23 protein-coding genes are annotated in these 24,678 nt (G+C 51.6%); 7 read left to right on the top strand and 16 right to left on the bottom strand.

All coding sequences use genetic code 11. The features are described 5' to 3' along the window. Positions 1-454: 454 nt before the first annotated feature. From AC3QL0_RS15025 to AC3QL0_RS15000, 6 genes are read right to left on the bottom strand one after another with little or no spacing between them, the layout of a single operon-like run. The gene (locus tag AC3QL0_RS15025; protein ID WP_135866281.1) at positions 455-1,165 is read right to left on the bottom strand and encodes an ABC transporter ATP-binding protein; all 711 of its coding nucleotides are present in this window, start codon (positions 1,163-1,165) and stop codon (positions 455-457) included. After that, on the bottom strand, positions 1,162-1,917 hold the full coding sequence (locus tag AC3QL0_RS15020; protein ID WP_493009197.1) for an ABC transporter ATP-binding protein: 756 nt from the start codon (positions 1,915-1,917) through the stop codon (positions 1,162-1,164). The genes AC3QL0_RS15025 and AC3QL0_RS15020 overlap by 4 nt, the downstream gene beginning before the upstream one ends. 9 nt (positions 1,918-1,926) lie before the next feature. Next, complete coding sequence (locus AC3QL0_RS15015) at positions 1,927-2,805, bottom strand: branched-chain amino acid ABC transporter permease (RefSeq protein WP_135866278.1); 879 nt, start codon at positions 2,803-2,805, stop codon at positions 1,927-1,929. A 9-nt stretch (positions 2,806-2,814) separates the two neighbouring features. Further along, entirely contained in the window at positions 2,815-3,690 is an 876-nt protein-coding gene (locus AC3QL0_RS15010) for a branched-chain amino acid ABC transporter permease (RefSeq protein ID WP_135866276.1), read from the bottom strand. Between the two features lie 26 nt (positions 3,691-3,716). Next, positions 3,717-4,940, bottom strand: a complete 1,224-nt coding sequence (locus AC3QL0_RS15005) for an ABC transporter substrate-binding protein (protein ID WP_493009196.1) — start codon at positions 4,938-4,940, stop codon at positions 3,717-3,719. A gap of 49 nt (positions 4,941-4,989) precedes the next feature. Then, complete coding sequence (locus AC3QL0_RS15000) at positions 4,990-6,225, bottom strand: metal-dependent hydrolase family protein (RefSeq protein WP_493009195.1); 1,236 nt, start codon at positions 6,223-6,225, stop codon at positions 4,990-4,992. A gap of 134 nt (positions 6,226-6,359) precedes the next feature. On the opposite strand from AC3QL0_RS15000, the gene AC3QL0_RS14995 reads away from it, so the two are divergent. After that, complete coding sequence (locus AC3QL0_RS14995; RefSeq protein WP_493009194.1) at positions 6,360-7,286, top strand: LysR substrate-binding domain-containing protein; 927 nt, start codon at positions 6,360-6,362, stop codon at positions 7,284-7,286. Positions 7,287-7,298: 12 nt separating this feature from the next. Here AC3QL0_RS14995 and AC3QL0_RS14990 read toward each other — a convergent pair whose 3' ends face one another. Further along, on the bottom strand, positions 7,299-8,057 hold the full coding sequence (locus tag AC3QL0_RS14990; RefSeq protein WP_493009193.1) for a TrmB family transcriptional regulator: 759 nt from the start codon (positions 8,055-8,057) through the stop codon (positions 7,299-7,301). 324 nt (positions 8,058-8,381) lie between these two features. Between AC3QL0_RS14990 and AC3QL0_RS14985 the strand changes: the two genes are divergently transcribed. Genes AC3QL0_RS14985 through AC3QL0_RS14960 form a run of 6 tightly spaced genes read left to right on the top strand, consistent with a single transcriptional unit; the run spans position 8,382 to position 13,925 of the window. Continuing rightward, positions 8,382-9,671, top strand: coding sequence for an ABC transporter substrate-binding protein (locus AC3QL0_RS14985; protein ID WP_493009192.1), 1,290 nt, complete (start codon positions 8,382-8,384; stop codon positions 9,669-9,671). A gap of 17 nt (positions 9,672-9,688) precedes the next feature. Further along, positions 9,689-10,588: a branched-chain amino acid ABC transporter permease gene (locus AC3QL0_RS14980; RefSeq protein ID WP_430222580.1), complete on the top strand. Its 900-nt coding sequence runs from the start codon at positions 9,689-9,691 to the stop codon at positions 10,586-10,588. A gap of 2 nt (positions 10,589-10,590) precedes the next feature. Then, positions 10,591-11,544, top strand: coding sequence for a branched-chain amino acid ABC transporter permease (locus tag AC3QL0_RS14975; protein ID WP_493009191.1), 954 nt, complete (start codon positions 10,591-10,593; stop codon positions 11,542-11,544). Beyond that, positions 11,541-12,287, top strand: coding sequence for an ABC transporter ATP-binding protein (locus tag AC3QL0_RS14970; RefSeq protein WP_135865934.1), 747 nt, complete (start codon positions 11,541-11,543; stop codon positions 12,285-12,287). The genes AC3QL0_RS14975 and AC3QL0_RS14970 overlap by 4 nt, the downstream gene beginning before the upstream one ends. Beyond that, positions 12,287-12,943, top strand: a complete 657-nt coding sequence (locus tag AC3QL0_RS14965) for an ABC transporter ATP-binding protein (protein ID WP_493009190.1) — start codon at positions 12,287-12,289, stop codon at positions 12,941-12,943. The genes AC3QL0_RS14970 and AC3QL0_RS14965 overlap by 1 nt, the downstream gene beginning before the upstream one ends. A 31-nt stretch (positions 12,944-12,974) precedes the next feature. Beyond that, positions 12,975-13,925: a carbon-nitrogen hydrolase family protein gene (locus tag AC3QL0_RS14960; RefSeq protein ID WP_493009189.1), complete on the top strand. Its 951-nt coding sequence runs from the start codon at positions 12,975-12,977 to the stop codon at positions 13,923-13,925. A 116-nt stretch (positions 13,926-14,041) separates the two neighbouring features. On the opposite strand, the gene AC3QL0_RS14955 is transcribed toward AC3QL0_RS14960, so the two are convergent. From AC3QL0_RS14955 to dkgB, 9 genes are all read right to left on the bottom strand, one after another. Next, positions 14,042-15,283 (bottom strand): YncE family protein, encoded by a 1,242-nt coding sequence (locus AC3QL0_RS14955; protein ID WP_493009188.1) that lies wholly within the window; start codon positions 15,281-15,283, stop codon positions 14,042-14,044. A gap of 25 nt (positions 15,284-15,308) precedes the next feature. Further along, positions 15,309-17,822, bottom strand: coding sequence for a TonB-dependent siderophore receptor (locus AC3QL0_RS14950; RefSeq protein WP_493009187.1), 2,514 nt, complete (start codon positions 17,820-17,822; stop codon positions 15,309-15,311). Positions 17,823-17,991: 169 nt separating this feature from the next. Continuing rightward, the gene (locus AC3QL0_RS14945; RefSeq protein WP_493009186.1) at positions 17,992-19,002 is read right to left on the bottom strand and encodes a FecR family protein; all 1,011 of its coding nucleotides are present in this window, start codon (positions 19,000-19,002) and stop codon (positions 17,992-17,994) included. 12 nt (positions 19,003-19,014) lie between these two features. Further along, positions 19,015-19,725, bottom strand: coding sequence for an RNA polymerase sigma factor (locus AC3QL0_RS14940; RefSeq protein WP_493009185.1), 711 nt, complete (start codon positions 19,723-19,725; stop codon positions 19,015-19,017). A gap of 30 nt (positions 19,726-19,755) precedes the next feature. After that, on the bottom strand, positions 19,756-20,559 hold the full coding sequence (locus tag AC3QL0_RS14935) for a family 1 encapsulin nanocompartment shell protein (protein ID WP_493009184.1): 804 nt from the start codon (positions 20,557-20,559) through the stop codon (positions 19,756-19,758). Position 20,560: 1 nt separating this feature from the next. After that, a complete protein-coding gene (locus AC3QL0_RS14930; RefSeq protein WP_493009183.1) occupies positions 20,561-21,601 on the bottom strand; it encodes a Dyp-type peroxidase in 1,041 nt (346 codons plus the stop codon). Between the two features lie 167 nt (positions 21,602-21,768). Continuing rightward, the gene (locus tag AC3QL0_RS14925) at positions 21,769-22,554 is read right to left on the bottom strand and encodes an SDR family oxidoreductase (protein WP_493009182.1); all 786 of its coding nucleotides are present in this window, start codon (positions 22,552-22,554) and stop codon (positions 21,769-21,771) included. Positions 22,555-22,633: 79 nt separating this feature from the next. Continuing rightward, the gene (locus tag AC3QL0_RS14920; RefSeq protein WP_493009181.1) at positions 22,634-23,755 is read right to left on the bottom strand and encodes an alkene reductase; all 1,122 of its coding nucleotides are present in this window, start codon (positions 23,753-23,755) and stop codon (positions 22,634-22,636) included. A gap of 34 nt (positions 23,756-23,789) precedes the next feature. Beyond that, positions 23,790-24,593, bottom strand: coding sequence for a 2,5-didehydrogluconate reductase DkgB (dkgB, locus tag AC3QL0_RS14915; RefSeq protein ID WP_493009180.1), 804 nt, complete (start codon positions 24,591-24,593; stop codon positions 23,790-23,792). Positions 24,594-24,678: the final 85 nt, after the last annotated feature.

Below are 24,678 nucleotides of genomic sequence, written 5' to 3'. Positions count from 1 at the left end.
GCTGTGAGGGGGTAAAAGCCCGCCTAGCAGCGACTGTCTGCCGTAGCCTTAGGCTGCGAAAGTTTTTTTATTTGAGACACCAAATAAAAAATACTTCCATCCGCCTTCCCTTCATCGCTGGCTAGGGGCTTTGCGTTGGTGATTACTGATTGGTGTTTCTCTTTCTGTGACAGATAAGAGAAGGTGTTTTGGTTGGATGGCAAATCGGATGACTGGCTTAGTGCCTTACAGGGTTGTGTAGCCAAGGTGACATACGTGCGCAAGCTATGTCGCTGCTGCGAATCTTGACTGAAGCTCTACATAAGAAAGGGCAGTTAACCTACCAATAGCGGAATGCTCGGGGAGGCGGAGGAAAACTTTTTTGATTTGGTGTCTCAAATCACAAAAAGTATTTCCGCAGTCCCCCAGCGCCTGCGATGAATACTGACGCCAGAATTGCACCATCTGCATCCACTTAGGTATGCGTCTGCGTCCCCAAATACAGCTCCACCATCTCCGGATTATTCAGCAGTTCATGCGCCGCCCCCGCCAGTACCACTTTGCCCTGATCCAGAATATACGCACGGTCACTGATGTCCAGCGCTTGGCGAGCACGTTGTTCCACCATTAACACCGCTACATTCAGCTGTTTAAGCTGCACAATCACATCGAAAATAGACTGAATGAGTTTGGGTGCTAGGGCGGCTGTGGGTTCATCCAGAATGATGAGTTTGGGTGAACGTATGAGCGCACGAGCAAAGGCTAGCTGTTGGCGCTCCCCGCCGGATAAGGTGCCGGCTTGTTGAGAAAGGCGTGTCTTCAGAGCGGGGAATACCTGCAGCATTTCATCGATTTGGCTGCGCGTGACACGTTTATCCGCCACCAACAGGTTTTCGTAGACGCTAAGCGTGCGAAAGACGTTGGTTACTTGCGGCACGTAGGCTAAGCCTTGTTCGATGCGAGCTTCGGTGCCTAAATGGCTGATGTCTTGCCCGTACAGTTTTACCGACCCTTTAGTGCGGGGTAGCAGCCCTAGTAATGCTTTCAGAAATGTCGATTTACCAGCACCGTTGGTGCCTGCAATGGTGACGATTTCTTGAGGGTTCACCGACAGGTCTATGCCGTGAATAATATCCACATCGGTGTAGCCGCCAGCCAGCCCATCAATGGTAAGGACTTCGTTCATATCACACCTCCCATGTAGGCTTCCTGCACAATTGTAGAGTTCAGTACGTCGTCTGGGTCGCCTTCGGCAATCACCACTCCTTGGTCCATGACGTAGAGGCGCGAGCATAAGCTTTTGAGGGCTTGTAGGTGATGCTCTACGATGAGTAGAGCAATGCCTTGTTCTTTGAGGCGGCGGAAAATATCCATCATCTCGCCGATGCGAACGGGGTTCACGCCCGCAAAGGGTTCATCCAACAAAATCAACGTGGGTTGCTGCATGAGTACGCGAGCCAATTCCAGCAGTTTCTTCTGACCACCGGATAGCTGTGAGGCAGGTAGGTCGCGCACATGGGTAATACCCAGCGTGTCTAAAATTTGATCGGCTTGGGCGGTACGCTGTGTGGTGGTGTCTTTCATGGTGCCGCGACGTAGCCACGCCGTCAGCATGTTTTCTTGTGAGTGATCTTGTGCAGCCACTAACAGGTTTTCTAGTACCGACAATTTTCCAAATTCACGCGGAATTTGGAAGGTACGGCATAAGCCTATGCCAGCACGTTTATAGGTGGGCTGATGCAGTATGTCTTGCCCATTAAAACTGATGTTGCCAGAGGTGGCGGTGAGCTGGCCGGCAATAGCGGCGAACAGAGTGGTTTTGCCCGCACCGTTCGTGCCCGCCAAGCCAATGGTTTCACCGGCATTTACGTGCATGCTGGCATTGTTGACTGCCAGAAAAGGGCCATAGCTCACACTGACGTTTTCTACTTTTAGCATGAGGCTCTCCTAGTCTTTACGCCCGAACAGGCCTTGCGGGCGGAACAGGCTAAAGCCCATCAAAATCAAACCAATAGCACCCAAACGTATGTGTGCAATTTGTACGTCGGATACACCGGGCAGGAAGTCACCAATAAAGCGCGAGCCTTCTAGGATCATCACCAGAACTAAGCTGCCGAATAAAGCACCACGCATGCTGCCTACGCCACCCAGAATGATGGACATCCAGACATAGAAAGTAATCAGGGCGATGAACTGTTCGGGCGAAATGTAGCTGATGAAATGCGCATAAAACGCACCCGCTAAGCCAGCTAAGAACGACCCAAACATCAGAACTTTGATTTTGAAGGTAGAGGTTTTTTTGCCTAGGGCAGTAACAGCCACTTCGTTGTCGCGAATGGCGCGCAAAATACGGCCAAAGCTACTGTGTTGCAGCAGATAAACGGCCACCATTGCAAGCAGCACGGTTGCAGCAATCACCACGGCAAACAGCCGGTTTTGCGCCAAGCTGGATGACAACGAGAACAATGGCGGGATAGAGGCTAAACCTTGCACACCGTTAGTGAGCCAGTCTTCTTGTTGAATCACCAAGCGTACAGTTTCGGCGAAACCCAGCGTGACAATGGCAAAGTAGTCTTCTTTTAAGCGCAGGGCGGCAAAGCCAATGGGAATGGCGGCTAAGGCGGCAATCAAGCCGGCCAACACCATGGATAAACCCACCGACATACCTGCTAGCGACAAAATTGCCGAGGCATAAGCACCAATAGCAAAGTAGGCGACGTGACCAAAGTTGATCAGGCCTGTTTCACCATATTGGATGTTTAAACCTATGGAAAGCAGGGCGTAAATGGCACCAATGATGCCAATGGATAATAAATAGGCTTCCATGCGAGTCCTCTAGCGGGTTTTTTCTGCAGAACCTAATAAGCCGGCAGGGCGAATCAGGAGCACCAGAATCAGGATGGAAAAAGCCGCAACAATCTTGTAGCTGGGGCCTACAAAGGCAACGGACAGCTCTTGGACTACGCCCATGATGACAGCGCCCAATACCGCACCTACAGGGTTACCAATACCACCAAGAATGACTGCCGAAAACGCAGGAATAATGAATTCCCAGCCGAACTCAGGCAGCAGTACGCTCTTAGAGGCAATCAGCACACCACCTAGGGCAGACAGCACGCCAAACAAACACCACAAGAACCAGATTAGGTATTTGGGGCGAATGGCGCTGGCACGTGCGAGTTCTGGGTTATCCGCGATGGCACGTAAACGGCGACCCAAGTTGGTGTAGCGGAAAATAGCAAACACAATCGCCAAGGTGACGGCACTGGTAAAGACTATCCAGAGGTCGGACGGCAAAATACGTACGCCATTGAAGTTCCACGCACGCACTAAGGGGAAGTCATAAACCTGCGGTTGGCTGCTCACGCTAAGCTGCAAAATACTGCGCATGAAAAACGCTAAACCTACGGCAGCCAACAGGTTCACCACCATGGGCGCACGGGTCAGTTTACGGAAGATCAGTTGGTAACTGGCCAAGCTAATCAGCATGCACAGCAGCATGGCGCCGCCAACGGACAAGAAGAAGTAGGGCACACCAATGGATTGAAAGGCCAAAGCCGCATAAGCCCCTACCGTCATGGTGTCACCCACCGCAACGTTAGGGAACTTAGAGATATCCAGCACCAGCGTTAACGCTAGTGCTGGCAAGGCAATGATCATGCCTTCAATCAACCCGTTGATGACCAGATTAATTAACAAAATACTGGACATGTATAACAACGCTCCGGGGCGATCTATCAGTCAAGGGATACGGTGTCTACACGGTCAAACTGACCCTTTTTAATGACGTACACGCCAAAGTCGGGGTTGGAGTCACCGTACTCGTCGAAGTTCAGTCGACTTGATGCACCTTCGTAGTCAATCTCCTGACCTTGATCTAACAGCGCTTTACCTTCGGCAAAGGAGTACACCTTAGTGCCTTCGGGGTTGGATACGGCACGGATCTGATCACTGATTTGCTGTGGCGTGGCGTCTGGGCCGGCTTTTTGGGCGGCTAGAGCCAAGCTGATCACCATGTCGTAGGTCATGGCGGCATACACGTTATCGGCCAGCTCGGAGTTGGTGGCTTTACGGTAGCGTTCGCTTAGGTCTTTGTAGCTGTCAGCGTTGGTATTGGAAACGGTATCAACGGAAATAATACCTTCAGTGGCGGCTTCCCCTAGGGCTTGTACCAGTTCTGGGTTCGCCGCCCAACCGGGAATAATCCAGGCGTTTTCAGCGCCAGATTGGAACCATTCACGCAAGATGATGGTGGTGTCGGGCAGGTATGATCCCATGACGATCACGTCGGGGTTTGTGGCAAGGACTTGTTGCAGTTCAGAGCGGTAGCTACTGCGGTTTGGTTCGTAGACTACGTTGGTCAGGACTTCACCACCTTTTTCTTTCCAGGCTTTGATGAAACCATCGGTGTTGCCACGGCCAGAGGCATTGTTGAATGCCATTGTGGCAGGGCGCTTGTAGCCGTTTTTCTCGGCGATCTCCGCAAACGCACGACCAAAGCGGTCGTTGGTGGCTTGGTAACGCCAGACTAAATCTTTCTTATCCAACTCGGAAATAGCCGGTGCGCCAGAGACGTTCATTTCAATGATGTTGGCAGCATCGGTGAGCGGCAAGACGGCAAGGGTAACGCCGGATGCCCATGTGCCCAAGATGGCTTGTACATGATTAATTTCAATCAGTTTTTTAGCGGCCAGTACGGCGGCTTGAGGCTGTGTTTGTGAGTCCTCGGCAATCAGGCGCAGTGAGCGACCTGCCATACCGCCGGCTTGGTTGACCTCTTCAACGGCAATTTCCATGGCTTTGAGCATGTTGCCGCCGTAGGGGGAACCGGCGCCGGTGATGGGAACCAAGCCGCCAATCAGCAATTCGTTGCTGGGGGCTTGGGCGTTGGCGTAGTTGCCAATGCTAAGGGCTGCACCTAGAGTTAGGGCGGCGTAGAGTGTTTTGTGGCTTTGTCTCATCCTGTTTCTCCTTGTTTGTATCATCTGTAATGGAGTGGTATGCCCGGGGTTATAGCTGGTTTTTGATCCATTCCCCGTTTTTAAGAATGCCTTTAAGTTGGGCGCCTTGGTTAAGTAGTACCTCAATGTTCTCCAAGGGGTTACCCTCTACAAAAAGCAGGTCGGCATAAGCTCCTGCTTTAACAACGCCAAGTTGCTCTTCTTCACGTAGCACTTTGGCGGCGTTCGTGGTGGCTGAGCGTATGGCTTCCAAATTGCCCAGAATTTGGGCGCGTATTTTCAGCTCATTAGCTTGTTGATCATGGGTTTGGCCTAGTAAGTCAGAGCCAAATGCCATGGTGACGCCTGCGTCATGGGCAATGCGCAAGGCGTGTAATCCGGCGGTACGTACCCCGTCAATTTTGTGGCTAAGATCGGCAGGGAAGCCAAATTTAGGACCATCGTTAAACAAGGCGTCGTAGGTCACGTTGGTGGGCACTAAAATTGCATCGTGCTCACGCATCACCTTGGCGCTTTCTTCGTCCAGCAAGTTACCGTGTTCGATGGTGCGTACCCCACATCGCACCGCACGTGAAATCGCTTCGGCTGTGTAGGCGTGGGCCATCACATAGGTACCCGCATTGCTGGCTTCTTCTACGATGGCACGCAGTTCAGTTTCGGAATATCCCAAGAAATGTATAGGGTCATTAGGAGAGGCTACACCGCCTGACGCCATGACTTTAATTTGCGTCGCGCCTTTTTGTATTTCTTCGCGCACGGCCAGACGCACATTATCTACACCATCTACCACGCGTGCAATGGCACCTAGACGATGACTGCAAGCACAAGGTTCGATCACATCGTTACGCGCACGGAAGTCACCATGACCGCCCGTTTGGGATAAGGCTCTACCGGATGGATAAATGCGTGGGCCTGTCACTAAACCTGTCTCGGTGGCTTGGGCTAAAGAGAAATCTGCACCACCAGCATCGCGTACTGTTGTAAAGCCGCGCTCGACCATACCTTGAAGAATAGGGATGGCTCTAAAGCTAATTAGAATGTTAGGAGTGAGGGCGTTACGGCCCAGATTCATGTCAGAGGCAAGTACGTGAACGTGGCAATCAATCATGCCCGGCATCACCGTCAAGCCGCGTGCATCAATCGCATCAGCAGGAGATTCGTCGGTAATAGATTCAATGCGATTACCGTTAACGGTGATGCACTTGTTGCTCTCTAGTGTTCCAGAATGGGGGTGCAAAATCGTGCAGTTTTTGAAGCGTAGCTTCGAGCTTTCCCGTGTATCCATAGTGTGTAGTCTCCTGTAGCCTTCGTGGGCATTTTGTTCTGTTTTGATACGTGCAAGTAAACCAAGTCCTGTGAGTACCAGCAAACCAATAAAACTGGTGCGTGCATGAGTTTTAGTAATGGTGTGGAAGCGTTATGAAAAAAGTTTGTCCGTCGATGTCCGAGCTGCAAGCCTTTGAGGCAGCGGCTCGTCACGCCAGTTTTACTAAGGCTGCCAGTGAGCTGTTTGTCACGCAGGGCGCGGTTAGCAGGCAGGTGGCTAACTTAGAAACCTGGTTAGGGACTACCCTGTTTTTGCGGCTGAATAACCGTTTGGTGTTGACCGATGAGGGCGAGTTTTTCTTAGAGCAAGCCCAAGAGGCATTACGTATATTGGTGGAATCTAGTAGGCATGTGATGTCGGGAAAAGGGCAACGTCAGTACGTGACTATCTCGGTGCCGCCTACGCTGACCATACGTTTACTCATGCGCTTATTGGTGGATTTCTATCAGGCCTACCCGTCCATTCGGTTGAATTTTCCACCGTATGAGCATTTGGATGACTTCAGACAAAATGAAGAAGTGGATGTGTCCATTCAGTATGGTGAGGGTGAATGGCCGGGGATGGTGACCAGCTATATGGTGGGTAAGGAGCAGGCGGTGATTTGTACCCCCAGTTATGCTCAAGAGCTAGAGCTGGATTCCCCTGATCGCCTCATGAAAGCCACTTTGTTGCAGCACTTTAATGTGCCACAGGCGTGGGTGCAGTGGTTCAGGGAAAACCGGCTGCCCATTGCGACAGCGCACATAGGCCCAAGCTTCAGTCAGTATGAAATGATTATTCAAGCAGCGCGCTTAGGTATGGGGGTGGGGCTGGTGCCGCGCTGTTTGGTGTCTGACGAATTGCGCAATAAAACCGAGTTGGTAGAGCCTGTGCCTACCTGCCAGTTGGCGCGCCAAGGGTATTTTCTGTGTGTGCGCAAAGAGCGTAGCGAAGACAAAGCTGTGCGTACGGTAGTGGAATGGATGCGTGGCTTGGATTTTGGGCCGTTCATCAGCCCCAATCCGGCTTGGGACGAATGAACGGTAGTGTGCTTAGTGCTGGTCTGCGTCGGTCGCTGGAATGCAGGACTGCCACATCACTTCGTACATGGCGCGCTGGAAGTTAGCGTACTCTTCGCTCTCAATAATGAGGCCGTAGTTCTCTTTCTTGGATGAAATACTGGCAACGCAGTTGTCGTAGATCAGTGTGGTCATAGACAAGGTAATGCCAGGTGGTGTGAAGCGTAACTCGCGCAGTTCGCGGGTTTTATCGTTGGGCCAGATGTGCTGCACGTCTTTGCTGGCAGAGCGTATCACGCGCATGCTTAAGCCTAACGATAAGCGCTCTTTTTGGTAGTGCGTGATTTCGTCTAAACCGGGCACGGCTTCCAGTTCAGACATAGAAAAGGTGGCCAGTAGTGGGCCATTTTTGCAGCGTAAGGAATCCCACAATACCGTTTTTACGCCCTCGGCGCCTTCATAAAAACGTATCTGTGGCTTACCCGTGGCGCGGTTGTAGATAGAGCGCAGTTCGGGCAGCAGGTCTTCAATCAATTCACGGCGAGCAGCAATGTGCTCTAGCAGTACGCCAGGGTTTAGTGCAGACACAGAGCGGTCGCGCCCGCGGCCTTGCCATTGCACCAGCCCTTCATTCGCCAGACGAGTAATGGCATCCGCACAGGTGGTGCGGGCAATATTGGCGCGTGTGGCGACCTCTGTCACAGTAGTGTCGCCCAATTCCATGATGGCGCAGTAAACCTTGTACAGATTGCCTGTGATGCCAAGGCGTGCCAGCTTTTCTTTTAAATCCACTTTTTGATCCGTCAGAGAGTGTGAAAGCGTAGTGATGACATAGCAATGATCCAGCGAATCTGGACATTGTAACCTTGCGCTTATGCTACCGTATTTTTTGTTTTGACGCTTTTATCCGTTAATGATTTTGTGGATGTTTTTGTCTTGTAATCCTTTGGTTTTGAAGTGTTTGTTTTGATTTGTGTCTGGTGAAAACCCCTATTATATGAATATTGACGGAAAAATACGTCATAACTAGACTAGAAAAAAACAAACTATAAAAGCATGCACAGTGGCACTGGCATGCGAGCACCTTATTTATTCCAAAAAAACTAGGAGACAATCATGGGGATAGCCAACAGACGCGGAGTTAACCGTGCAAAACTGATGGCCTTGGCGTGTGGTGCACTGTTAAGTGTGTCGGCGCAGGCGGCAGAACCTATACGTATAGGTATTTCGACATTCTTGTCGGGGGCAGGGGCGGTATTTGGTGTGCCTGCTCAGCATGCCGCACAAATGCTGGCAGAGTCCATCAATGCTTCTGGCGGGATTAACGGTGCGCCAGTAGAGCTGACATTCATCGACGAAAACCGTGGTGTGGACAGCGTTGTGGTGGAGTACCGTGGCTTGGTGGAAGGCAATAAAGTGGATGCCATGATTATTGGCTTATCCAGCTCTATTTGCTTGGCCGTAGCACCTGTAGCAGAGCAATTGCAGATGCCTACTGTGCTGTGGGACTGCGGTACCGCACGCTTGTACGAAGAAAATCAATACCAATATGTGTACCGTACGGGGGATTACACACCCTCTAATAACGTCGCCGCTGCGCTGTACTTGCTGAAGACGCATCCAGAGGTCAAAACCATTGCGGCCATTAACCAAGATTACGCGTTTGGCCGCGATAACTGGGCAGCGTTCAAAGATGCGGTGAAAGCCATTCGCCCTGATATCACCATCAGTGCAGAGCTGTTCCCACGCTTAGGTACATCAGATTATTCCACTGAAATTTCCCGCTTGTCGGCGCAGCGTCCAGACGTGATTTTCACTACCTTGTGGGGTGGTGACATGAACACCTTTGTGCGTCAGGCTAATTCTCGCTCGCTGTTTAAAAACACAATTTTGGTATCACCTAATGGCGAAGCCGCTTTGCAGCAAACCGGTGCAGCGTTCCCTGATAACGCCATCGTAGGGGTGCGAGGTGACAGCTATGCTTTTAGCCCAGTGATGAAAGACAACCCTGAGCATGCCAAGTTTGTGCAGGCGTTCCACGAGAAAACGGGTGCTTACCCAAGTTTCCCGTCGTATCACATGGTGCAAGCGCTGCAAGCCATTCAAACCTCATTGCAGGATTGGAATGGCGAGCGAGCCACGTTGAAAACCGACTTATTGGCTGGCCTCAAAGGGCTGGAACTTAACGATTTCACCGGCCATTTGGTGATTCGTGAAGACAACCAAGCCATGGAAGGGCAGTTGGTGGGTACTACACGTAGCTCGCCAGATCATGAGTTCAAAGTGATTGGTGATATTGCCATCATTCAGCCTGAGTTGACCTCGCCGCCTGCTGGTGAATTGTCCCACGAGTGGATCAAAAAACTGACTCAGGATGCTGTGCAAAACGTTCAGCTGCTTCCTTAATACGTAACTGAACGCTTATGACACAAATTTTCTTACTGGCAACGCTGGATGGCGTTGCCCAGGCCTCCATTTTGTTCTTAATTGCCGTGGGGCTGAGTTTAATCTTCGGCATCATGCGCATTTTGAATGTGGCGCACGGCAGTTTTTATGCGCTGGGGGCCTATGCGGCAGCCGTGCTGGGCGAGTATCTGTTTGGTGCTGAAGGCAGTTGGCTGAGCTTTCCGCTCTTGGTGTTTGCTGCCGTATTGGTTGGCGTGCCGTTGGGCGCTTTTATCGAACGCGTGGTGCTACGACGTATTTACGATAAGGAACACAGCCTGCAACTGCTGGCCACCTTTGGCATCTTCATGATTTTGGAAGACGTACAAAAGCTGGTGTTTGGGGTAGAGCCGTATTTCTACGATGCACCGTCTGCGCTGTTGGGCAGTACCGAAGTGTTCGACATTTTCTACACACGCTATCAACTGTTCGTACTGCCATTGAGTGCCGTCGTGGTGATGGTGGCGTTAAGCGTGTTCTTTAACCGTAGTCGCCAAGGCAAGCTCATCCGTGCGGTGATCGAAGACCGTGAGGTCGCCACCACATTGGGCATTAATGCCAGCAAAGTCTATCTGTGGACCTTTGCGTTGGGGGCGTCATTAGCCGCCTTGGGTGGCACCTTGGCATCGTCCACCACGTCGCTGGTGCCAGGTATTGGTGCAGATGCCATTGTGCTGTCTTTTGCCATTGTGGCGTCTGCGGGGTTGGGGCAGTTCCAAGGTGCAGCCGTGACCGCCTTGTTAATTGGGTTAGCGCAAGCATTTGCCACCTATTTATATAGCGACTTGGCGACGGTAGTGCCGTACATCGTGATGACCATCATTTTGCTGGTGAAGCCCTACGGCCTGTTTGGTCGTGCAGAGATCAAAAGGTTATGAACATGAAGGCATCATTGAAATCGTTGGGCATGAACAGCGTGGTATTTGGGCTGTTTGTGGTGTTGCCCATGTTGAATATGTCATTGCGCTCGTCACTGTCGGTGGCAATGGCCTTGGCATTGTGCGCCATGGGTATGTTTTTACTCTTGCGTGCAGGGCAAGTGTCATTTGGGCACGCGCTGTATTTCGCGTGTGGGGCGTACACGGCAGCAGCATTGTCCCGCGTCACGCAGTGGGATGTGTTGTGGATTATGGTGGCCAGTGCCGTCAGCAGTGCCTTGTTAGGTGCCGTGCTGGGGCTGATTTTGGCACGTTATCGCGGCATCTTTTACGGCATGTTGAATTTGGCTTTTTCCATGGTGGGTTTCTCACTGTTGTTCAAGCTGTATGAACTGACTGGCGGTAGTGATGGCTTGGGTGTGCGCCAAGTGTCGCTATTAGGCATGAGCCTAGAAGCGCGTGACTTCGCGTGGTGGTTCTATGGTTTGTCGCTAGTGATGTTGTGCGGTGCGTACCGCTTGTGCGTGCAGTACTTGCATTCGCCAGTAGGAGCCGCGCTGCGCGCTATTAAAACTAACGAAACCCGCTTGGAATACATGGGGCTGTCTGCTTACCGCGTGTTTTATTCCGGGCATGTGGTTTCAGCCATGTTGTGTGGTTTGGGTGGTTTTATTGTGGCTTTTTCTACTGGGCACGTGACCCCGGAACTCTCGTACTGGGCGTTGTCTGCTGAGTTCGTATTTATTGCTGTGTTAGGTGGTATGGGGCATTTGCGAGGTGCGATATTGGGCGCGTTGGTGTTTGAACTGATGCGCGCTGCGGTCAGTGCTTATGCCGTGAATGCATGGCAATTGATGATGGGCTTGTTGCTGTTGGGGATGGTGATGTTTGCCCCAGGCGGTATTTGGAGCTTGTTAGAGAAGAAACCGCGCGCCGTAAAAGGAGAGCAAGCATGACCCGCACCGCTATTTTGACAGCCGAGCACATACATCTGGAATTCGGTGGTGTGAAGGCGGCGAATGACGCCAACTTGGCGCTGTATCAGGGTGAGCTAGCCGCCATCATCGGGCCTAACGGTTCGGGTAAAAGCACCTTCTTAAACATTTGCACCGGCTATGTGCCGGCGCAGTCTGGGTGTGTGAGCTTTCAGGGGCAAGACATTACTCGCTTGAAACCTCGCCGTATTACCCGTTTAGGCATCGCTAGAAGTTTTCAGCTACCGCAATTGTTCAGCGAGCAAACGGTAGTGGAAAACTTACTGGTGGCGCTGGCGAGCCGTCATGGTTTCTGGAATTTGAAGTCGCTATACCAACGCGCGTGGCTGACAGAAGCGCATGAGTTGTTGGATATGTTTGGCTTGGATCGTTACGCCCAAACCATTATTTCTGATCTGCCCGAAGGCATACGCAAGCTTATTGATATTGCCGCTTCTATGGCATTACGCCCCAGCTTATTGTTGATGGATGAGCCCACCAGCGGTGTGAGCTCACAAGAAAAATTCCTAATCATGGACACCTTGGTGCCTGTGCTACGACAACAAGGCATTACGGCCTTGATCGTGGAGCACGACATGGAACTGGTAGAGAAATACATGGATAGGGTGCTGGTGTGGAATGCTGGCCAAGTGGCCGCAGATGGTACGCCAGCAGACATATTGACGCGTGAAGACGTGATCAAAAACGTAGTGGGGGTGATGTGATGGCGTTGAATGTACGTGCGCTAAGCAGCCAAATTGCGGGTAATACCGTTGTGAGGCAAGTGAGCTTCGCCTTAGAAAAAGGCAAAACCACCGCATTGATAGGTCGCAATGGCGCAGGCAAAACTTCCTTGTTGCGCACCATCATAGGTTTATTGCCGGTCAGTGAAGGCGAGATGGAGTTTCAAGGCGCCAACCTTAACCAACGTCAGGCGCATGATAGGCCCATGTTAGGCATAGGTTATGCGCCCGAAGAGCGCCGGCTGATTGCCAAGTTCACGGTGCTGGACAACATGTTGGTACCTGCGTGGGCCTGCAAATTATCACAGGCTGAAGTAGCTCGCCGTTTGGCACTGATCTACAGTTTGTCCCCCGAACTCGAACAGATAGGCAGCCGCTTAGGTGGGTTGATCTCTGGCGGTCAGCAAAAAATGGTGGCGCTAGGGCGCGCGCTGATGGCGGGCGACAAACTGATTTTGTTGGATGAGCCTTTTCAGGGCTTAGCGCCAGCGCTCGCCATCCGCTATGCCGAATCGTTGAAAGCACTGCGCCAAGCACAGCCCGATCTATCCATTTTGATTACTGAGTCTAATCCCAAATTATTGGAGCCTATTGCCGATCAATTTCTGACCATTGAGCGTGGCAGTTTGGTGGCTTAAGCCGTATTTACTAGGTAGGAGGAGAACCTAAATGACATTTCGTGCAGCAGTAGTACAGATGAGTGCCGTGCCGTTTGATAAGGCTAAAAGCACCGATAAAGTGGTGTCACGTATTGAAGAAGCCGCCGCGCAAGGGGCTAATCTGATTGTGTTTCCTGAAGCGACGTTATCGGGCTACCCCAAAGGGTTGGATTTCGGTGCGCGTGTAGGTGGCCGTCAACCGCGCGGTAAAGAAGAATACCTACGCTATTACAACGGGGCCATTGATGTACCCGGGCCAGAAACCGATCGCATTGGTGCGGCTGCAAAAGAAGCCAATGCCTATGTGGTAATTGGTGTGATGGAGCGCGAGCAGGGCACAATTTACTGCACCGCACTGCACTTTGGGCCTGATGGTGCCTTACTGGGTAAACACCGTAAGTTGGTGCCTACTGCGATGGAACGCATTATTTGGGGCCAAGGCGATGGCTCTACTATGCCCGTGTACGACACCAGTTTGGGTGCCAAATTGGGTACGGTGATTTGCTGGGAAAACTACATGCCTTTGTTCCGTACCTACATGTACGCCAAAGGTGTGCAGTTGTATTGCGCACCTACCGCCGATGATCGTGATGTATGGCTGCCATCCATGCAGCATATTGCGATTGAAGGGCGCTGTTTTGTGTTCAGTGCGTGTCAGTACGCAACGCGTGGTGACTACCCAGAAGACTACGATGCCATCCAAGGTGATAGCGCTGATGCCGTTATTTTCCGTGGTGGTAGCGTTATCGTGAGCCCTACAGGTGAGATATTGGCAGGCCCTAACCACGATAGCGAATGTGTGTTGTATGCAGAAATTGATGTGGACGATACCATTCGTGGCAAGTTTGATCTGGATGTGGTGGGGCATTACTCCAGACCTGATGTGTTCCGCTTGTTGGTAGACGAACAGCCTAAAAACAATGTGATCAGCACCGAAGCCGTTGTGCATGACATGGAGTAATACGTCATCGTTGATGGTGTGATCGAGTCAGTACACAAAAAAAACCTCCCCACAGAGTGGGGAGGAAAGCTACCGTCAAGTAGTTAATCAAATCGTGTCACTGCTAGGAACTGCGGTTAGAACTGAATACGCACCATGCTTTCTGGTGTTTCTGTTTTTTTGCTGTTGCCGTCATTCTTGACTGATACATACAGCGCTTTTTCAGCAGGAATGTATTCCAAGCTATTAGGGTGTGGGGCGAGTTCAATCGTTTGCAAAGGTTGGTAGGTTACGGTGTCAAAAATGCTAACCGAACCCTTACCTTCTTCTTCACGTACACCACCACGGTTTGCGACAAACAAACGTTGAGAGGCTTCATCAAAGCGTAGGCCAATAGGTACTTCGCCTGTAGGCATCACAGCCAAGGTCTCGCCGTTATCGGCATTCAACACAAATACCTGATGGCCCGGGCTGCGGCGGGTGTATTCACGTTCTAAGTGCAGGTTGCGTGGAGCATCTCTATCAATGCCTTGGTCTACTCCAAATAAGCGGTTTTGAGCAGGGTCGTACACCAAGTTCAACAGCTGATCGGCTTGTACTTCCCACACATCATCAATTTCCAGCGTTTGGCTATTTACCACCATAATCTGGCCTTGCATGTTGGACACAAACACGCGGTTGTTGGCTTCGTCTACGGTGATACCGGCAACGTTATAGCCAAAGCCTGGCATTACTTTTTCCAGCTCTAGACTGTCGGTGTTCACCACGAACACTACGCTGTCAAAACCTAAGCCCAAGCCCGGTGCAAACAAGCGGTGGTTTTTCTTATCCACAACCAGTTCGCGAGTTTTGTATTGGTAGTCGTCAGTGACTTTAAAGCGTTCCAGCATTTTCAACAGACCATCTTTGCGTTCTTGGCCGAAGTCAGCGGCAGCAATGGTGTCTTGGAAGTTGATTTTGTCTTGTATAGGAATGCGTTTCAGCACGGTGTTGGTGCTGGTGTCTACCACGGCAATGCTGCCGTTAAAACCTTGTGTAAGGTACAAGCGGTTGGCCGCGTCATCCAAGGCAACCCCGAAGCTTTTCACCTCCATGGGGATCTCACCTTGAATCGCCAAGGTTTTAGGGTCTAGTACCAGAGTGCGCGACAAGGTTTCGTCTTGCCAGTTGGGGGACGACACGTACAGGCTAGCTTGGCTAGGGCTGTAGACGATCTCTAGCACTTCTTTGGCAGTAGGTTGCTGCACAATTTGGGCTTCCGTTACGGGTTGGTAAGCGGGTTGCGGTGGTGTTTTGGCTTGCACGTGCGTGGCCGACAAGCCCACTACGATGGCAAGGTATAAACCACGAACAAAGTGGCGGGAAGTAAACGGTGTCATAGGGGTAGACTCAAAAAAGTTGGAATTACCACTGATAATCAACAGATAAATACACGTTGCGTGGTGCGCCGTAGCGAGCACGGAAAATCACAAAGTTGTCGTAGTAACGCTTATTAAAGACGTTGTTCACGGTAAGCCTTGCGTTCCAGTGTGAGTTGATACGGTAGTTCGCGTGCAGGCCAACTACGGCATAACTGCTGTGTGTAGCATCCAGTGCTTTACCATTTTTGGCGGTGTACGCACGGCCAGCTGTCCACAGATCACGTTTGCCAAACCAGTTAATCGTTGCACCGGCGCTTAAGCCTTGCAGTGCACCTGTGAAACTGTAGTTAGTACCCAGTCTGAAGGTGCGACTTGGAATGTAGGTCATGATGCGTTCGCCTTGACCATTTTTGGTGCTGGCGTAGCTGTATGAAGCAAACATGTTCCAGTTGTTGGTGAGCGCGCCACTCAGCTCGATCTCAAAGCCTTTGGTTTTGTTACCAGCACCGGAAGACACATAAGGGCGGCTACCGTCAGGCAACACAAAGTCGTCAGGTACCGAAGGATCTAACACTGCCAAGTTGTTTTGCTTGGTTTGGAAGGCCGATACCGAGAACTGCACTTTCTCATCCAGCAGGCTACCTTTTAAGCCCAACTCACGGTTTTCACCGGTGATAGGGTCTAGGTAGTTGTCATCCTTGTCTTTGTAGCCTTGCGGTTGAAACAGACGTGTGTAGCTGGCATAACCGGTTAGGTTAGGCAGAAAGTCATAGGTCACACCGAAGTAGGGGGTGATTTCGTTTTTGTTACGCAGCTCGCCAGATACGCCAGTGAAGTTACCCGAGGTGTTGTAGTTGTCGCGGTAGGTTTTGTAGTCCGACAAACGCATACCCAGAATCACATTCAGTGGGTCTATGATGTTTAAGCGTGTGCCTGCAAAAAAGCCGTATTCCCTCGTATGAGTGCGTGTCCACGCGCCAGAGCGGCTGACTATAGGCTCTGGCATGGCGCCATCCCAATCGTAAATATTAGGGATGTACCAGTTATTGGTATCGCTGATGTTCATGGTGTACGAGGTATCGCGTTTACGCGTACCGTTAAAGCCAAACATCAGTTGGTGCTTGCGGCCTAGCAACTCGAAAGGGCCGCTGGCAGATAACTCTAGGTTGTCTTGCAGTCTGTAGCCTTCAGCCGCCAAGTTGGTACGAATACCGACGCCAGAACCATCTGGATTCACCACTGGGTCTACACCAGCACCCCAACCCGTAATCACAGCATCACCATCGTCACGTTGATGGCTATAGCTAAGCTTGGCTGTCCATTCGTTGTCGAATTCGTGTTCTACCGAGATAAACGCGTTTTGATGGCGTTTGTTCCAGTAGGTCCAGTCTGGTGCCAGCGACATAGAGCGCGACACATCAATACGCTCGCCGTTAGAGTCAAACAGCGGGATACCCATGTTGGACTCGCCACGTAGCTTTGAGTTTTGGAAGTCGTAGCCAGCAGTCAGAATGGTGTTGTCGGTAATGTCGAATTCCAAAATACCCGACAGCAAATTGCTTTTGTTATTGGTACGATCAATAAAGGAATCCGCTGCTTTGTGCGAACCGATCACGCGCATACGCAAACGACCGTCTTCCGTCAGAGGGCCGGTCACATCAGCGGTTACACGACGGTCTTTCCAGGAGCCTATGTGTGTGTTCAAGCGCGCACCAAAGGTAGCTTGGGGGCGTTTACGTATCAAGTTAATCAACGCTGAGGGTTCACCAGTAGGCGATAGCAAACCGGTAGCGCCGCGCACCACTTCAACGCGGTCGTACAAATCCATGTCCAACGAAATGGGGTTGAAGGCGCCACGACCCGCCGAGCGATAGCTGCTTTGCATGCCGTCTACTTGCACGTTGGTAATAGAAAAGCCGCGAGATTGAAACTGGTATCCGCCCCCTGGGGATGCCGTAGCAGCCGTAATGCCTGTGGTGAAGTTCATGACTTCATCAAAGTTGGTCAGCCCAAAGTCGTCCATTTGTTGGCGTGTCATCACGCTGACGGATTGGGGGGTGTGCTGGGTGTCCATGTTCAAGCGAGTAGCCGTGTTGCTGGTGCCCGCCATGATGTATTCGCCAGTGCCTTCCGTGGTGGAGCTGATTGAGCCTTGTACACGAACAGGTGCTAACTGACTGGTAGAACCTTCCAAGGTGCGGCTTAGCGTCACACTGTTACCTTCCCATTCCACAATCAAACCAGTGCCTTGTATCAATCGGCTCAAGGTTTCTTGTGGTGTGTAATTCCCTTCAATAGCAGGAGCCTGCAAGCCAGCGACCATTTCTGGCAGGTAATAAATTTGCACGTGGTTTTGCTGACCAAACGCCAATAGGGCAGTAGTCAGAGGTTGTGCTGGAATGCTGATATGGCGTGCCGATTGTTCTGCTGCGCTAACAGGTTGTGCTACGACACAACTGAGGCATAACAGCGTGGCAAATGCCCATTTCCTGGAGTGATGCGTGGTCGGGGGCGTCTGGTTAGACGCAATGGGGGTGGCGTTGATGATGCTGTTCACGTTGTTCTACTCTATTGCTCCATGCGAGCCCGCTAGGCGGGCCTTCCCAGGCAGTGGGCGCTATGATGCAATCACTGCTTCTATTACAGAGAGTAGAATTGGCAATGAAACCCGTAATCATTCTCATTAATATATTGTAACTATTTGTATCTTTAAAGCGTGGCGTGGCTTACGCGCTATTACGAGCGACGATCAGTACGCTGCCATTAGCCTGACGCAGTACGGTCACGGGGATCAATGTAGGCAAGCGCTGCAAGAAATCATCAATATGATTCAGCTCAAACACGCCGCTAAGCCTAGACGCTTCATACATAGGCGCATCCAAGAATATAGGCTGTTCGCGATAACGGTTTAGTTCGTGAATGATGTGACGCAGTGGGGTGCGATCGAACACCACTTGGTTGCGATGCCATGCGGCGACAGCGGTGGCATTGACCACTTCAATGTCACTCCACGAGCCTTGTGCAGGAATGCGCAACTGTTGGTTAGGGCGTAGCAGCGCACGCGAACGAGGCCACCAGCTATTGGAATGCAGTTCTAATTCACCCGACAATACGGTAATTGCCGTCTGGTTGTTGTCTTGGCGCACGCTAAATTCGGAATTCAACGCGTGTATTTCAGCTTGGTTGGTGCGCACCAAGAAAGGCCGCTCTTGATCCATGCCCACTTTGAACAAGGCCTCACCTTGATCCAATAAAGCCAAGCGTTGCGAGGCCGAGAACATCACTCGCAGTATAGATTCGGTATTCAGCCATGCGGTACTACCATCTTGCCATTGCAGTTCTTGGTGTTCACCACGGGCAGTTTTATAACTTTCTTGGAACAGAATTGGTTCGTCTTGCCACAAGGCACGCACCCCTAAACCGGTGACTGCCGCAGCGGCCATACCGCTGCCCCACCATAGAAACTGGCGTCGAGCAGGGTTAGGGGCTTTGGGAATTGGAGTTGCTGGCAATACTGCTTTGAACACGGCGTCGGGCACGTGTTGGGTCAGTTGCCACACAGCACATACATCGTTATACGCTTGTTTATGCGCCGCACTTTTTGCCAGCCAATATTGAAATTGTTCCTCATCACCAGGTTGCATCAAGCCGCCGTGGCGACGGGTGAACCAGTAGCTGGCAGCGTCGTCAGGATGGGAAGGTATGGGCAGTGTGTAAGGGTGTTCTAGTGGTTTCATCTTCTATTCGTGCTACTCGCGTAAACGTTGTTGAAGATGTCGCAGGGCAGCACTAAGGTATTTTTCCACACTACTGACCGAAAGTTGCATATGTTCTGCAATTTCAGGCACAGTCCAGCCTTCTAAGCGGTGCCATGCAAAGACTTGTTGTTGTTTGGTGGGAAGTTCGGCCAGGGCTTGCTGCACACGTTGGGTGAGTTCGGAGGCATAAGCATCCGTTTCCACGTGGGAAACGAGAGGGTGATCTTCTTCCTCTAGTTCATCCAACGAAAGCAGGCTGACTTTCTGACGCTGCACATGCTGACGGTTCACGCCATTGATGGCACTACGAAACAAATAGGCACGCATGTAGTCGACGGCAGAGTGTTCCATCTGAATCATGTTTACCGCTACATCCTGAACAGCATCTTCTGCGTCAGGAGAGTGCGGGTGTTTTTTTGCCCACGAGCTAATAAGCTCTGTGTAGTGTGCCAGCCAGCCTTTATGCCGGGGGGAACGGCTTTTCATGCCACCGCCACGAATAGAAATGATTATCAATAACAGTGTGGGATTATGCTGCAAAAATTGAGTCAGGTACAGCGTGTCGCTAGGTGAGGCAGGAATATGCGGCGTGCTGACATCGAAATAGCCTCGATGCGTTATCGCGCTAGCGTCGTGCAGAGGGCTGTAAAAGCACAAAGGCGTGCTCGTTGTGAGGCACGCCTTGTGGGTGTGACGTGGCATCGTGTGACCTGATGCCAGGGCCGAGTACGCTTAGGCTTTTAGCGTCAACGACACCGATGCCTCGCTAGTCAGCATCAAGAAAGTCAGTGTTTCGCGCAGGTACAAACGTACGACTTTGTCGGTATGGCTTTGGTAGCCGATGGACAACTCTTGGCCCAAATGCATTTCAAAGTCGCCACCACGGGTAGACAGTACGCAGCCACCGTTTAGTGCGGGTGCCCAAATAATGTCGCCACTGATGATGCGTTTGATGTGCTCGATCACAGGATAGCCTCCGTCGCTGGCTTCGGTCAGTGCTGTATAGGCATCTGCGCCCAGCAGCACAGAGTAAGGGCCCTCCACACCTTCCAAACGCAGGGTTTGCATGGCTTTACCGAGAGCAGCAGGGTAGTCGGTGATGTCTTTAGGCAGTGCAATGCCTGCGTTAGACGAACCCTCGCGAATACCTTGGATGCCAGCAGCTTTATAGCCATCAAAAATGGCTTGGTCTTCAGCAAACGCAAGCTTAGTTGCGGCATCTTTTGCGGGTTGCCAGTCTGAGTTGTTAGAACCGCGCTCAACGTTATCGATTTCGTCGCGTTGCAACTCGAAAGGTACAGTGAGTTCTACCAACGCTTTAACTTCACGTACTTTGGCGTTCACGCCTTTGTGCGGGGAAGTTAGGTTCAGCAGGTGACCTGTGCCTACGCCAGATAGCTCAACACCACCGGGGCCTTTTAAATCCACTACGCGACGAGCAGCAACAGAACGCTTGAAAGTTCGCGTTACTTCTTCCTCGATTTGTGCCCAAGCGGCACTGGAAATTGGGGCTAATTCACGATGCAAGTTGTTCATATTACTGTCCTTTTAGAGAACCAATGTTCAGGGAACCGTTGTGAGGTGCAGCGGCAGGTGCTTCAGCTGGTGGGGTATCTTCAGGCTGGCAGTCAGGCGTGCGTTCTTCTAGCGCTTCCATGAGTTCTGCAGAAGGCACAAAGAACAGGCCACCCGTGACGGCGCGGCTGAAGTCTAGCAGGCGGTCGTAGTTGCCCGGTGGGCGACCAATCACCATGTTTTCCAGCATTTGTTCTATAGGGTCAGGCTTGCGTGCATAGCCGATGAAGTAGGTACCAAACTCGCCAGAGCCAGGCTTACCAAAAGGCATGTTGTCACGCAGAATTTTGATCTCGTCGCCATTTTCGTCTTCCAGTGTGGTCAACGAACTGTGTGACGATGTAGGTTTCACCGCATCATCCAGCTCAATATCAGAGAGCTTAGTGCGGCCAATAATGCGCTCTTGAGTTTCTACAGGCAGTTGGTTCCAGCCGTCCATGTCGTGCAGGTACTTTTGCACCAACACGTAACTACCACCCGCAAAGTCAGGGTCATCATCGCCAATCAGAGTGAAGTCGGCGGCTTCTTGGCCTACAGGGTTTTCGGTGCCGTCCACAAAACCAACTATGCTGCGCATGTCGAAATAACGGAAACCGTGTACTTCGTCTACTACTGTGATGGCGTCGCCTAACTGATTCATGATCTGGGTGGCTAGCTCGAAACACAGATCCATTTGTTCGGCACGGATGTGGAACAAAATGTCGCCTGGCGTTGCAGGTGCTTGACGGTTGCCCGCGTGAAACTCGCGGAAAGGATGTAGGTCGGCAGGACGGGGATTACCAAACAGACGATCCCAGCCGTTATCGCTGAAACCACAGACACAGGAAAGGTGGCCTGTAGAAACACGGTGGCCTACTGAACGTACCAAAGCCGCCAAGTTGCCGCATAAGGCGCGAACCTTGTCGTCTTGTTCAGTGCTAGGAGCCAGAGTGGCAACAATGTAGATAGCGCTGCGCGTAATGGGTGCTACCACAGCTTGTGGTTGTGGGTTTGTAGAGGACATGAGCTCCGACGCTGGTGTTGAAAAACTCTGTTAAATCCAAGACCCTGCCACGTGTACTAAACAGGGCCGCTGTCAATTCATTGTAGAGGAATTTACAGGGTGAATCCAACGCGCAGCGTAGGGAGTTTGTGGCTGTTTGTATATGTTTAACGTTGTGTGATGCAGCGTTAAAACGTCCCCGGATACGCACCACCATCAATCAGCAGGTTTTGCCCGGTGATGTAACCGGCATAGTTACTGCATAAGAAGGCGCAATAGGCCCCGAACTCTTCGGCGGTACCGAAGCGTGCCGCTGGAATGGTGCTAATTCTGGCTTGGGTAACACTTTCCAGATTGCCTTCTTTTTGGCTGACGATTTGCAGGTTTTTCTGCAGTCTGGCGGTATCAAAAGCGCCAGGTAGCAGGTTGTTTAGTGTGACGTTTTTGCCGGCTAGACGGTGTTGTCTGGCAACGCCCGCAATAAAGCCTGTTAAGCCACTGCGCGCTCCGTTGGATAAGCCCAAAATATCAATGGGGGCTTTAACCGCGCCTGAGGTAATGTTCACCACACGACCAAAGCCGCGCTCAGCCATGCCGTCCACCACGGCTTTCATCAGCGCGATGGGGGTGAGCATGTTGGCATCTAGGGCGTTAAGCCAGTTGCTGCGATCCCAGTCACGGAAATCACCGGGTGGCGGGCCACCAGCGTTGTTCACCAAAATATCCACCTGTGGCGCAGCAGCGAGCAAGGCGTGTTGTATGGCTTCTTGTGTTACATCACCCACTACCGTATGCACGGTAATGCTAGGAAAGCGGGTGCGTAGTTCAGTGGCGGTTTGTTCCAGTGTGTCAGCGGTACGCGCATTAATCACCAGATTCACGCCCTCGTTGGCTAAGGCTTCAGCACATCCTTTACCCAAGCCTTGGCTGGCGGCACACACAATGGCCCAACGTCCAGAAATACCTAAATCCATGTGAAGTCTCCTCAAATAAAAAGTCGTTCTATCAGGCCGTTTGATACCGTGTGATGACGGCCTGAGTTTGTTATAGGGGTTACAGTGCAGTAACTTCCGCGAGTGTAGGGTAGTCGGTGAGCCCTGTTGCATCGCCACCAAAGAAAGAGTCACGTCTAGGGGGATTTAACGGGGCTTCTAGGCGCAAACGTTCAGGTAAATCAGGGTTGGCGATAAATGAGCGACCAAAGCCAATTAAGTCAGCCCAACCTTGTTCCAAGGCCGCATTGGCGCGTTCAGCGGTGTAGTTACCTGCATAGATAAAGCACCCTTTGTAGGCGTCGCGTAAACGCTGTTTGAACTCCACAGGCATATACGGCGCGTCTTCCCAATCGGCTTCGGCTATATGTATGTAGCCCACGCCTATTTGGTCTAGTAGCGCTGCAGCAGCCACGTAGGTGGTTTCTGGGTCGGCATCGGAACAACCATTTAAGGTGGTCAAGGGGGCTAAGCGTATGCCTACGCGATTGGCATCGCCCACCGCATCTACCAACGTTTGGCTAACCTCTTTCAGGAAGCGCAGGCGGTTTTCTAGTGAGCCACCGTATTCATCGGTACGCATATTGGCGTTGGAATCAATAAATTGATTGACTAAATAACCGTTGGCAGCGTGCAGTTCCACACCATCAAAACCCGCTGTCATCGCGTTGCGAGCTGCCTGATGGTATTGCCCCACGATGTCGTGAATTTCTTCAACGCTCAAGGCACGTGGTGCGGAGGCTTGAGCAAAACCAGGGGAGCCATCGGCTTCTACGATGTAGACATTGACGCCAGTGGCTTGCAGCGTAGACGACGACACGGGTTGTTGGCCACCCAATAAACTACTGTGGCTTAAACGGCCTACGTGCCAAAGCTGCGCAAAAATGCGTCCACCTGCGGCATGCACAGCATCGGTAACTTTGCGCCAGCCTGCAATGTGTGCGTCGGTCACAATACCCGGTGTCCAGGCGTAGCCTTTGCCTAGCGGGGCAATCCATGTGCCCTCACTCACAATCAAGCCAGCACTGGCACGTTGTGCGTAGTAAGTGGCCATCAAGTCGTTAGGCACATCGCCCGGCTGGCTTGAGCGAGACCGTGTCATAGGTGGCATGACAATACGGTTAGGGAGCGACAAATCACCCAAGGTGTAGGGAGTGAATAATGGGGCGGATACTGCAGTCATAACAAAACATCCAGTGTGCGGTGTGAGTGTGTAATTAGTCCCATTCGGGGGCTAAACCTTCCGGGTTCACTTCACGCCCGTTGCGCTCTAAAGAAGCGATACGTGCCATGTCTTCAGCATCCAAAGCCAGCTCTTTAGCTAGCAGGTTGCTACATAAGTTTTCGCGTTTGGTCGATGACGGGATCACGGCATAGCCCAGTTGTAAGGCCCATGCCAAAGCCACTTGGGCAACGGTTGCGTGATGCTTGTTGGCGATTTCCGTCAATACGGGGTCTTTCAATACTTTGCCGTAGGCCAACGTCATGTACGAGGTCACCGTAATGCCTTGCTCTTTCAAAAAGGCTGTTAGTGTCCGGTTTTGCAAATAGGGGCTAAGCTCGATTTGGTTGGTGGCGATTTGGCCTTTACCCACCACGTTGATCGCAGCTTGGGTCAGAGCGATATTGAAGTTAGAGATACCAATCTGGCGTGTTAACCCTTGTGCTTTGGCATCGGCCAAGGCTTCCATGAATTCAGCTAGTGGCACACCGTTGTTAGGGGCAGGCCAGTGAATTAAGGTGAGGTCTACATAGTCCGTACGTAGTTTTTCTAGGCTTTCTCGCAGGCTGGGGATGAGCTTGTCTTTGGCGTAGTTGTCCGTCCAGATTTTGGTGGTGACAAAGAGATCAGCGCGCGCAATGCCACTTTCCACTATTGCTTGTCCTACCTCGGCTTCATTGCCGTAAATTTGGGCAGTATCAATGGCGCGGTAGCCTACGTCCAAGGTGTTGTGTACCGAATCTATAACGGTTTGGCCAGACAATCTAAATGTGCCCACACCAAAAGAAGGGATAGTCATGCTCTAGCTCCTGAGTCTAGTAAGGGGATGGCTGTGACATCACGTGTGTGTATGCCGTCATCGTATACAGAGCATTTTGCCAGCA

The organism is Paenalcaligenes sp. GW821-LYS-B07-1, assembly GCF_058803365.1.
Note: the sequence above shows the minus strand (reverse complement) of the source record. Positions and strands in the feature narration are given on the sequence as shown.

Excerpts from the sequence above, each read along its gene's own strand:
- AC3QL0_RS15025 (WP_135866281.1), bottom strand. The coding sequence starts at position 1,165 with ATGAACGAAGTCCTTACCATTGATGGGCTGGCTGGCGGCTACACCGAT.
- AC3QL0_RS15020 (WP_493009197.1), bottom strand. The coding sequence starts at position 1,917 with ATGCTAAAAGTAGAAAACGTCAGTGTGAGCTATGGCCCTTTTCTGGCA.
- AC3QL0_RS15015 (WP_135866278.1), bottom strand. The coding sequence starts at position 2,805 with ATGGAAGCCTATTTATTATCCATTGGCATCATTGGTGCCATTTACGCC.
- AC3QL0_RS15010 (WP_135866276.1), bottom strand. The coding sequence starts at position 3,690 with ATGTCCAGTATTTTGTTAATTAATCTGGTCATCAACGGGTTGATTGAA.
- AC3QL0_RS15005 (WP_493009196.1), bottom strand. The coding sequence starts at position 4,940 with ATGAGACAAAGCCACAAAACACTCTACGCCGCCCTAACTCTAGGTGCA.
- AC3QL0_RS15000 (WP_493009195.1), bottom strand. The coding sequence starts at position 6,225 with ATGGATACACGGGAAAGCTCGAAGCTACGCTTCAAAAACTGCACGATT.
- AC3QL0_RS14995 (WP_493009194.1), top strand. The coding sequence starts at position 6,360 with ATGAAAAAAGTTTGTCCGTCGATGTCCGAGCTGCAAGCCTTTGAGGCA.
- AC3QL0_RS14985 (WP_493009192.1), top strand. The coding sequence starts at position 8,382 with ATGGGGATAGCCAACAGACGCGGAGTTAACCGTGCAAAACTGATGGCC.
- AC3QL0_RS14980 (WP_430222580.1), top strand. The coding sequence starts at position 9,689 with ATGACACAAATTTTCTTACTGGCAACGCTGGATGGCGTTGCCCAGGCC.
- AC3QL0_RS14975 (WP_493009191.1), top strand. The coding sequence starts at position 10,591 with ATGAAGGCATCATTGAAATCGTTGGGCATGAACAGCGTGGTATTTGGG.
- AC3QL0_RS14970 (WP_135865934.1), top strand. The coding sequence starts at position 11,541 with ATGACCCGCACCGCTATTTTGACAGCCGAGCACATACATCTGGAATTC.
- AC3QL0_RS14965 (WP_493009190.1), top strand. The coding sequence starts at position 12,287 with ATGGCGTTGAATGTACGTGCGCTAAGCAGCCAAATTGCGGGTAATACC.
- AC3QL0_RS14960 (WP_493009189.1), top strand. The coding sequence starts at position 12,975 with ATGACATTTCGTGCAGCAGTAGTACAGATGAGTGCCGTGCCGTTTGAT.
- AC3QL0_RS14955 (WP_493009188.1), bottom strand. The coding sequence starts at position 15,283 with ATGACACCGTTTACTTCCCGCCACTTTGTTCGTGGTTTATACCTTGCC.
- AC3QL0_RS14945 (WP_493009186.1), bottom strand. The coding sequence starts at position 19,002 with ATGAAACCACTAGAACACCCTTACACACTGCCCATACCTTCCCATCCT.
- AC3QL0_RS14940 (WP_493009185.1), bottom strand. The coding sequence starts at position 19,725 with ATGCCACGTCACACCCACAAGGCGTGCCTCACAACGAGCACGCCTTTG.
- AC3QL0_RS14935 (WP_493009184.1), bottom strand. The coding sequence starts at position 20,559 with ATGAACAACTTGCATCGTGAATTAGCCCCAATTTCCAGTGCCGCTTGG.
- AC3QL0_RS14930 (WP_493009183.1), bottom strand. The coding sequence starts at position 21,601 with ATGTCCTCTACAAACCCACAACCACAAGCTGTGGTAGCACCCATTACG.
- AC3QL0_RS14925 (WP_493009182.1), bottom strand. The coding sequence starts at position 22,554 with ATGGATTTAGGTATTTCTGGACGTTGGGCCATTGTGTGTGCCGCCAGC.
- AC3QL0_RS14920 (WP_493009181.1), bottom strand. The coding sequence starts at position 23,755 with ATGACTGCAGTATCCGCCCCATTATTCACTCCCTACACCTTGGGTGAT.
- dkgB (WP_493009180.1), bottom strand. The coding sequence starts at position 24,593 with ATGACTATCCCTTCTTTTGGTGTGGGCACATTTAGATTGTCTGGCCAA.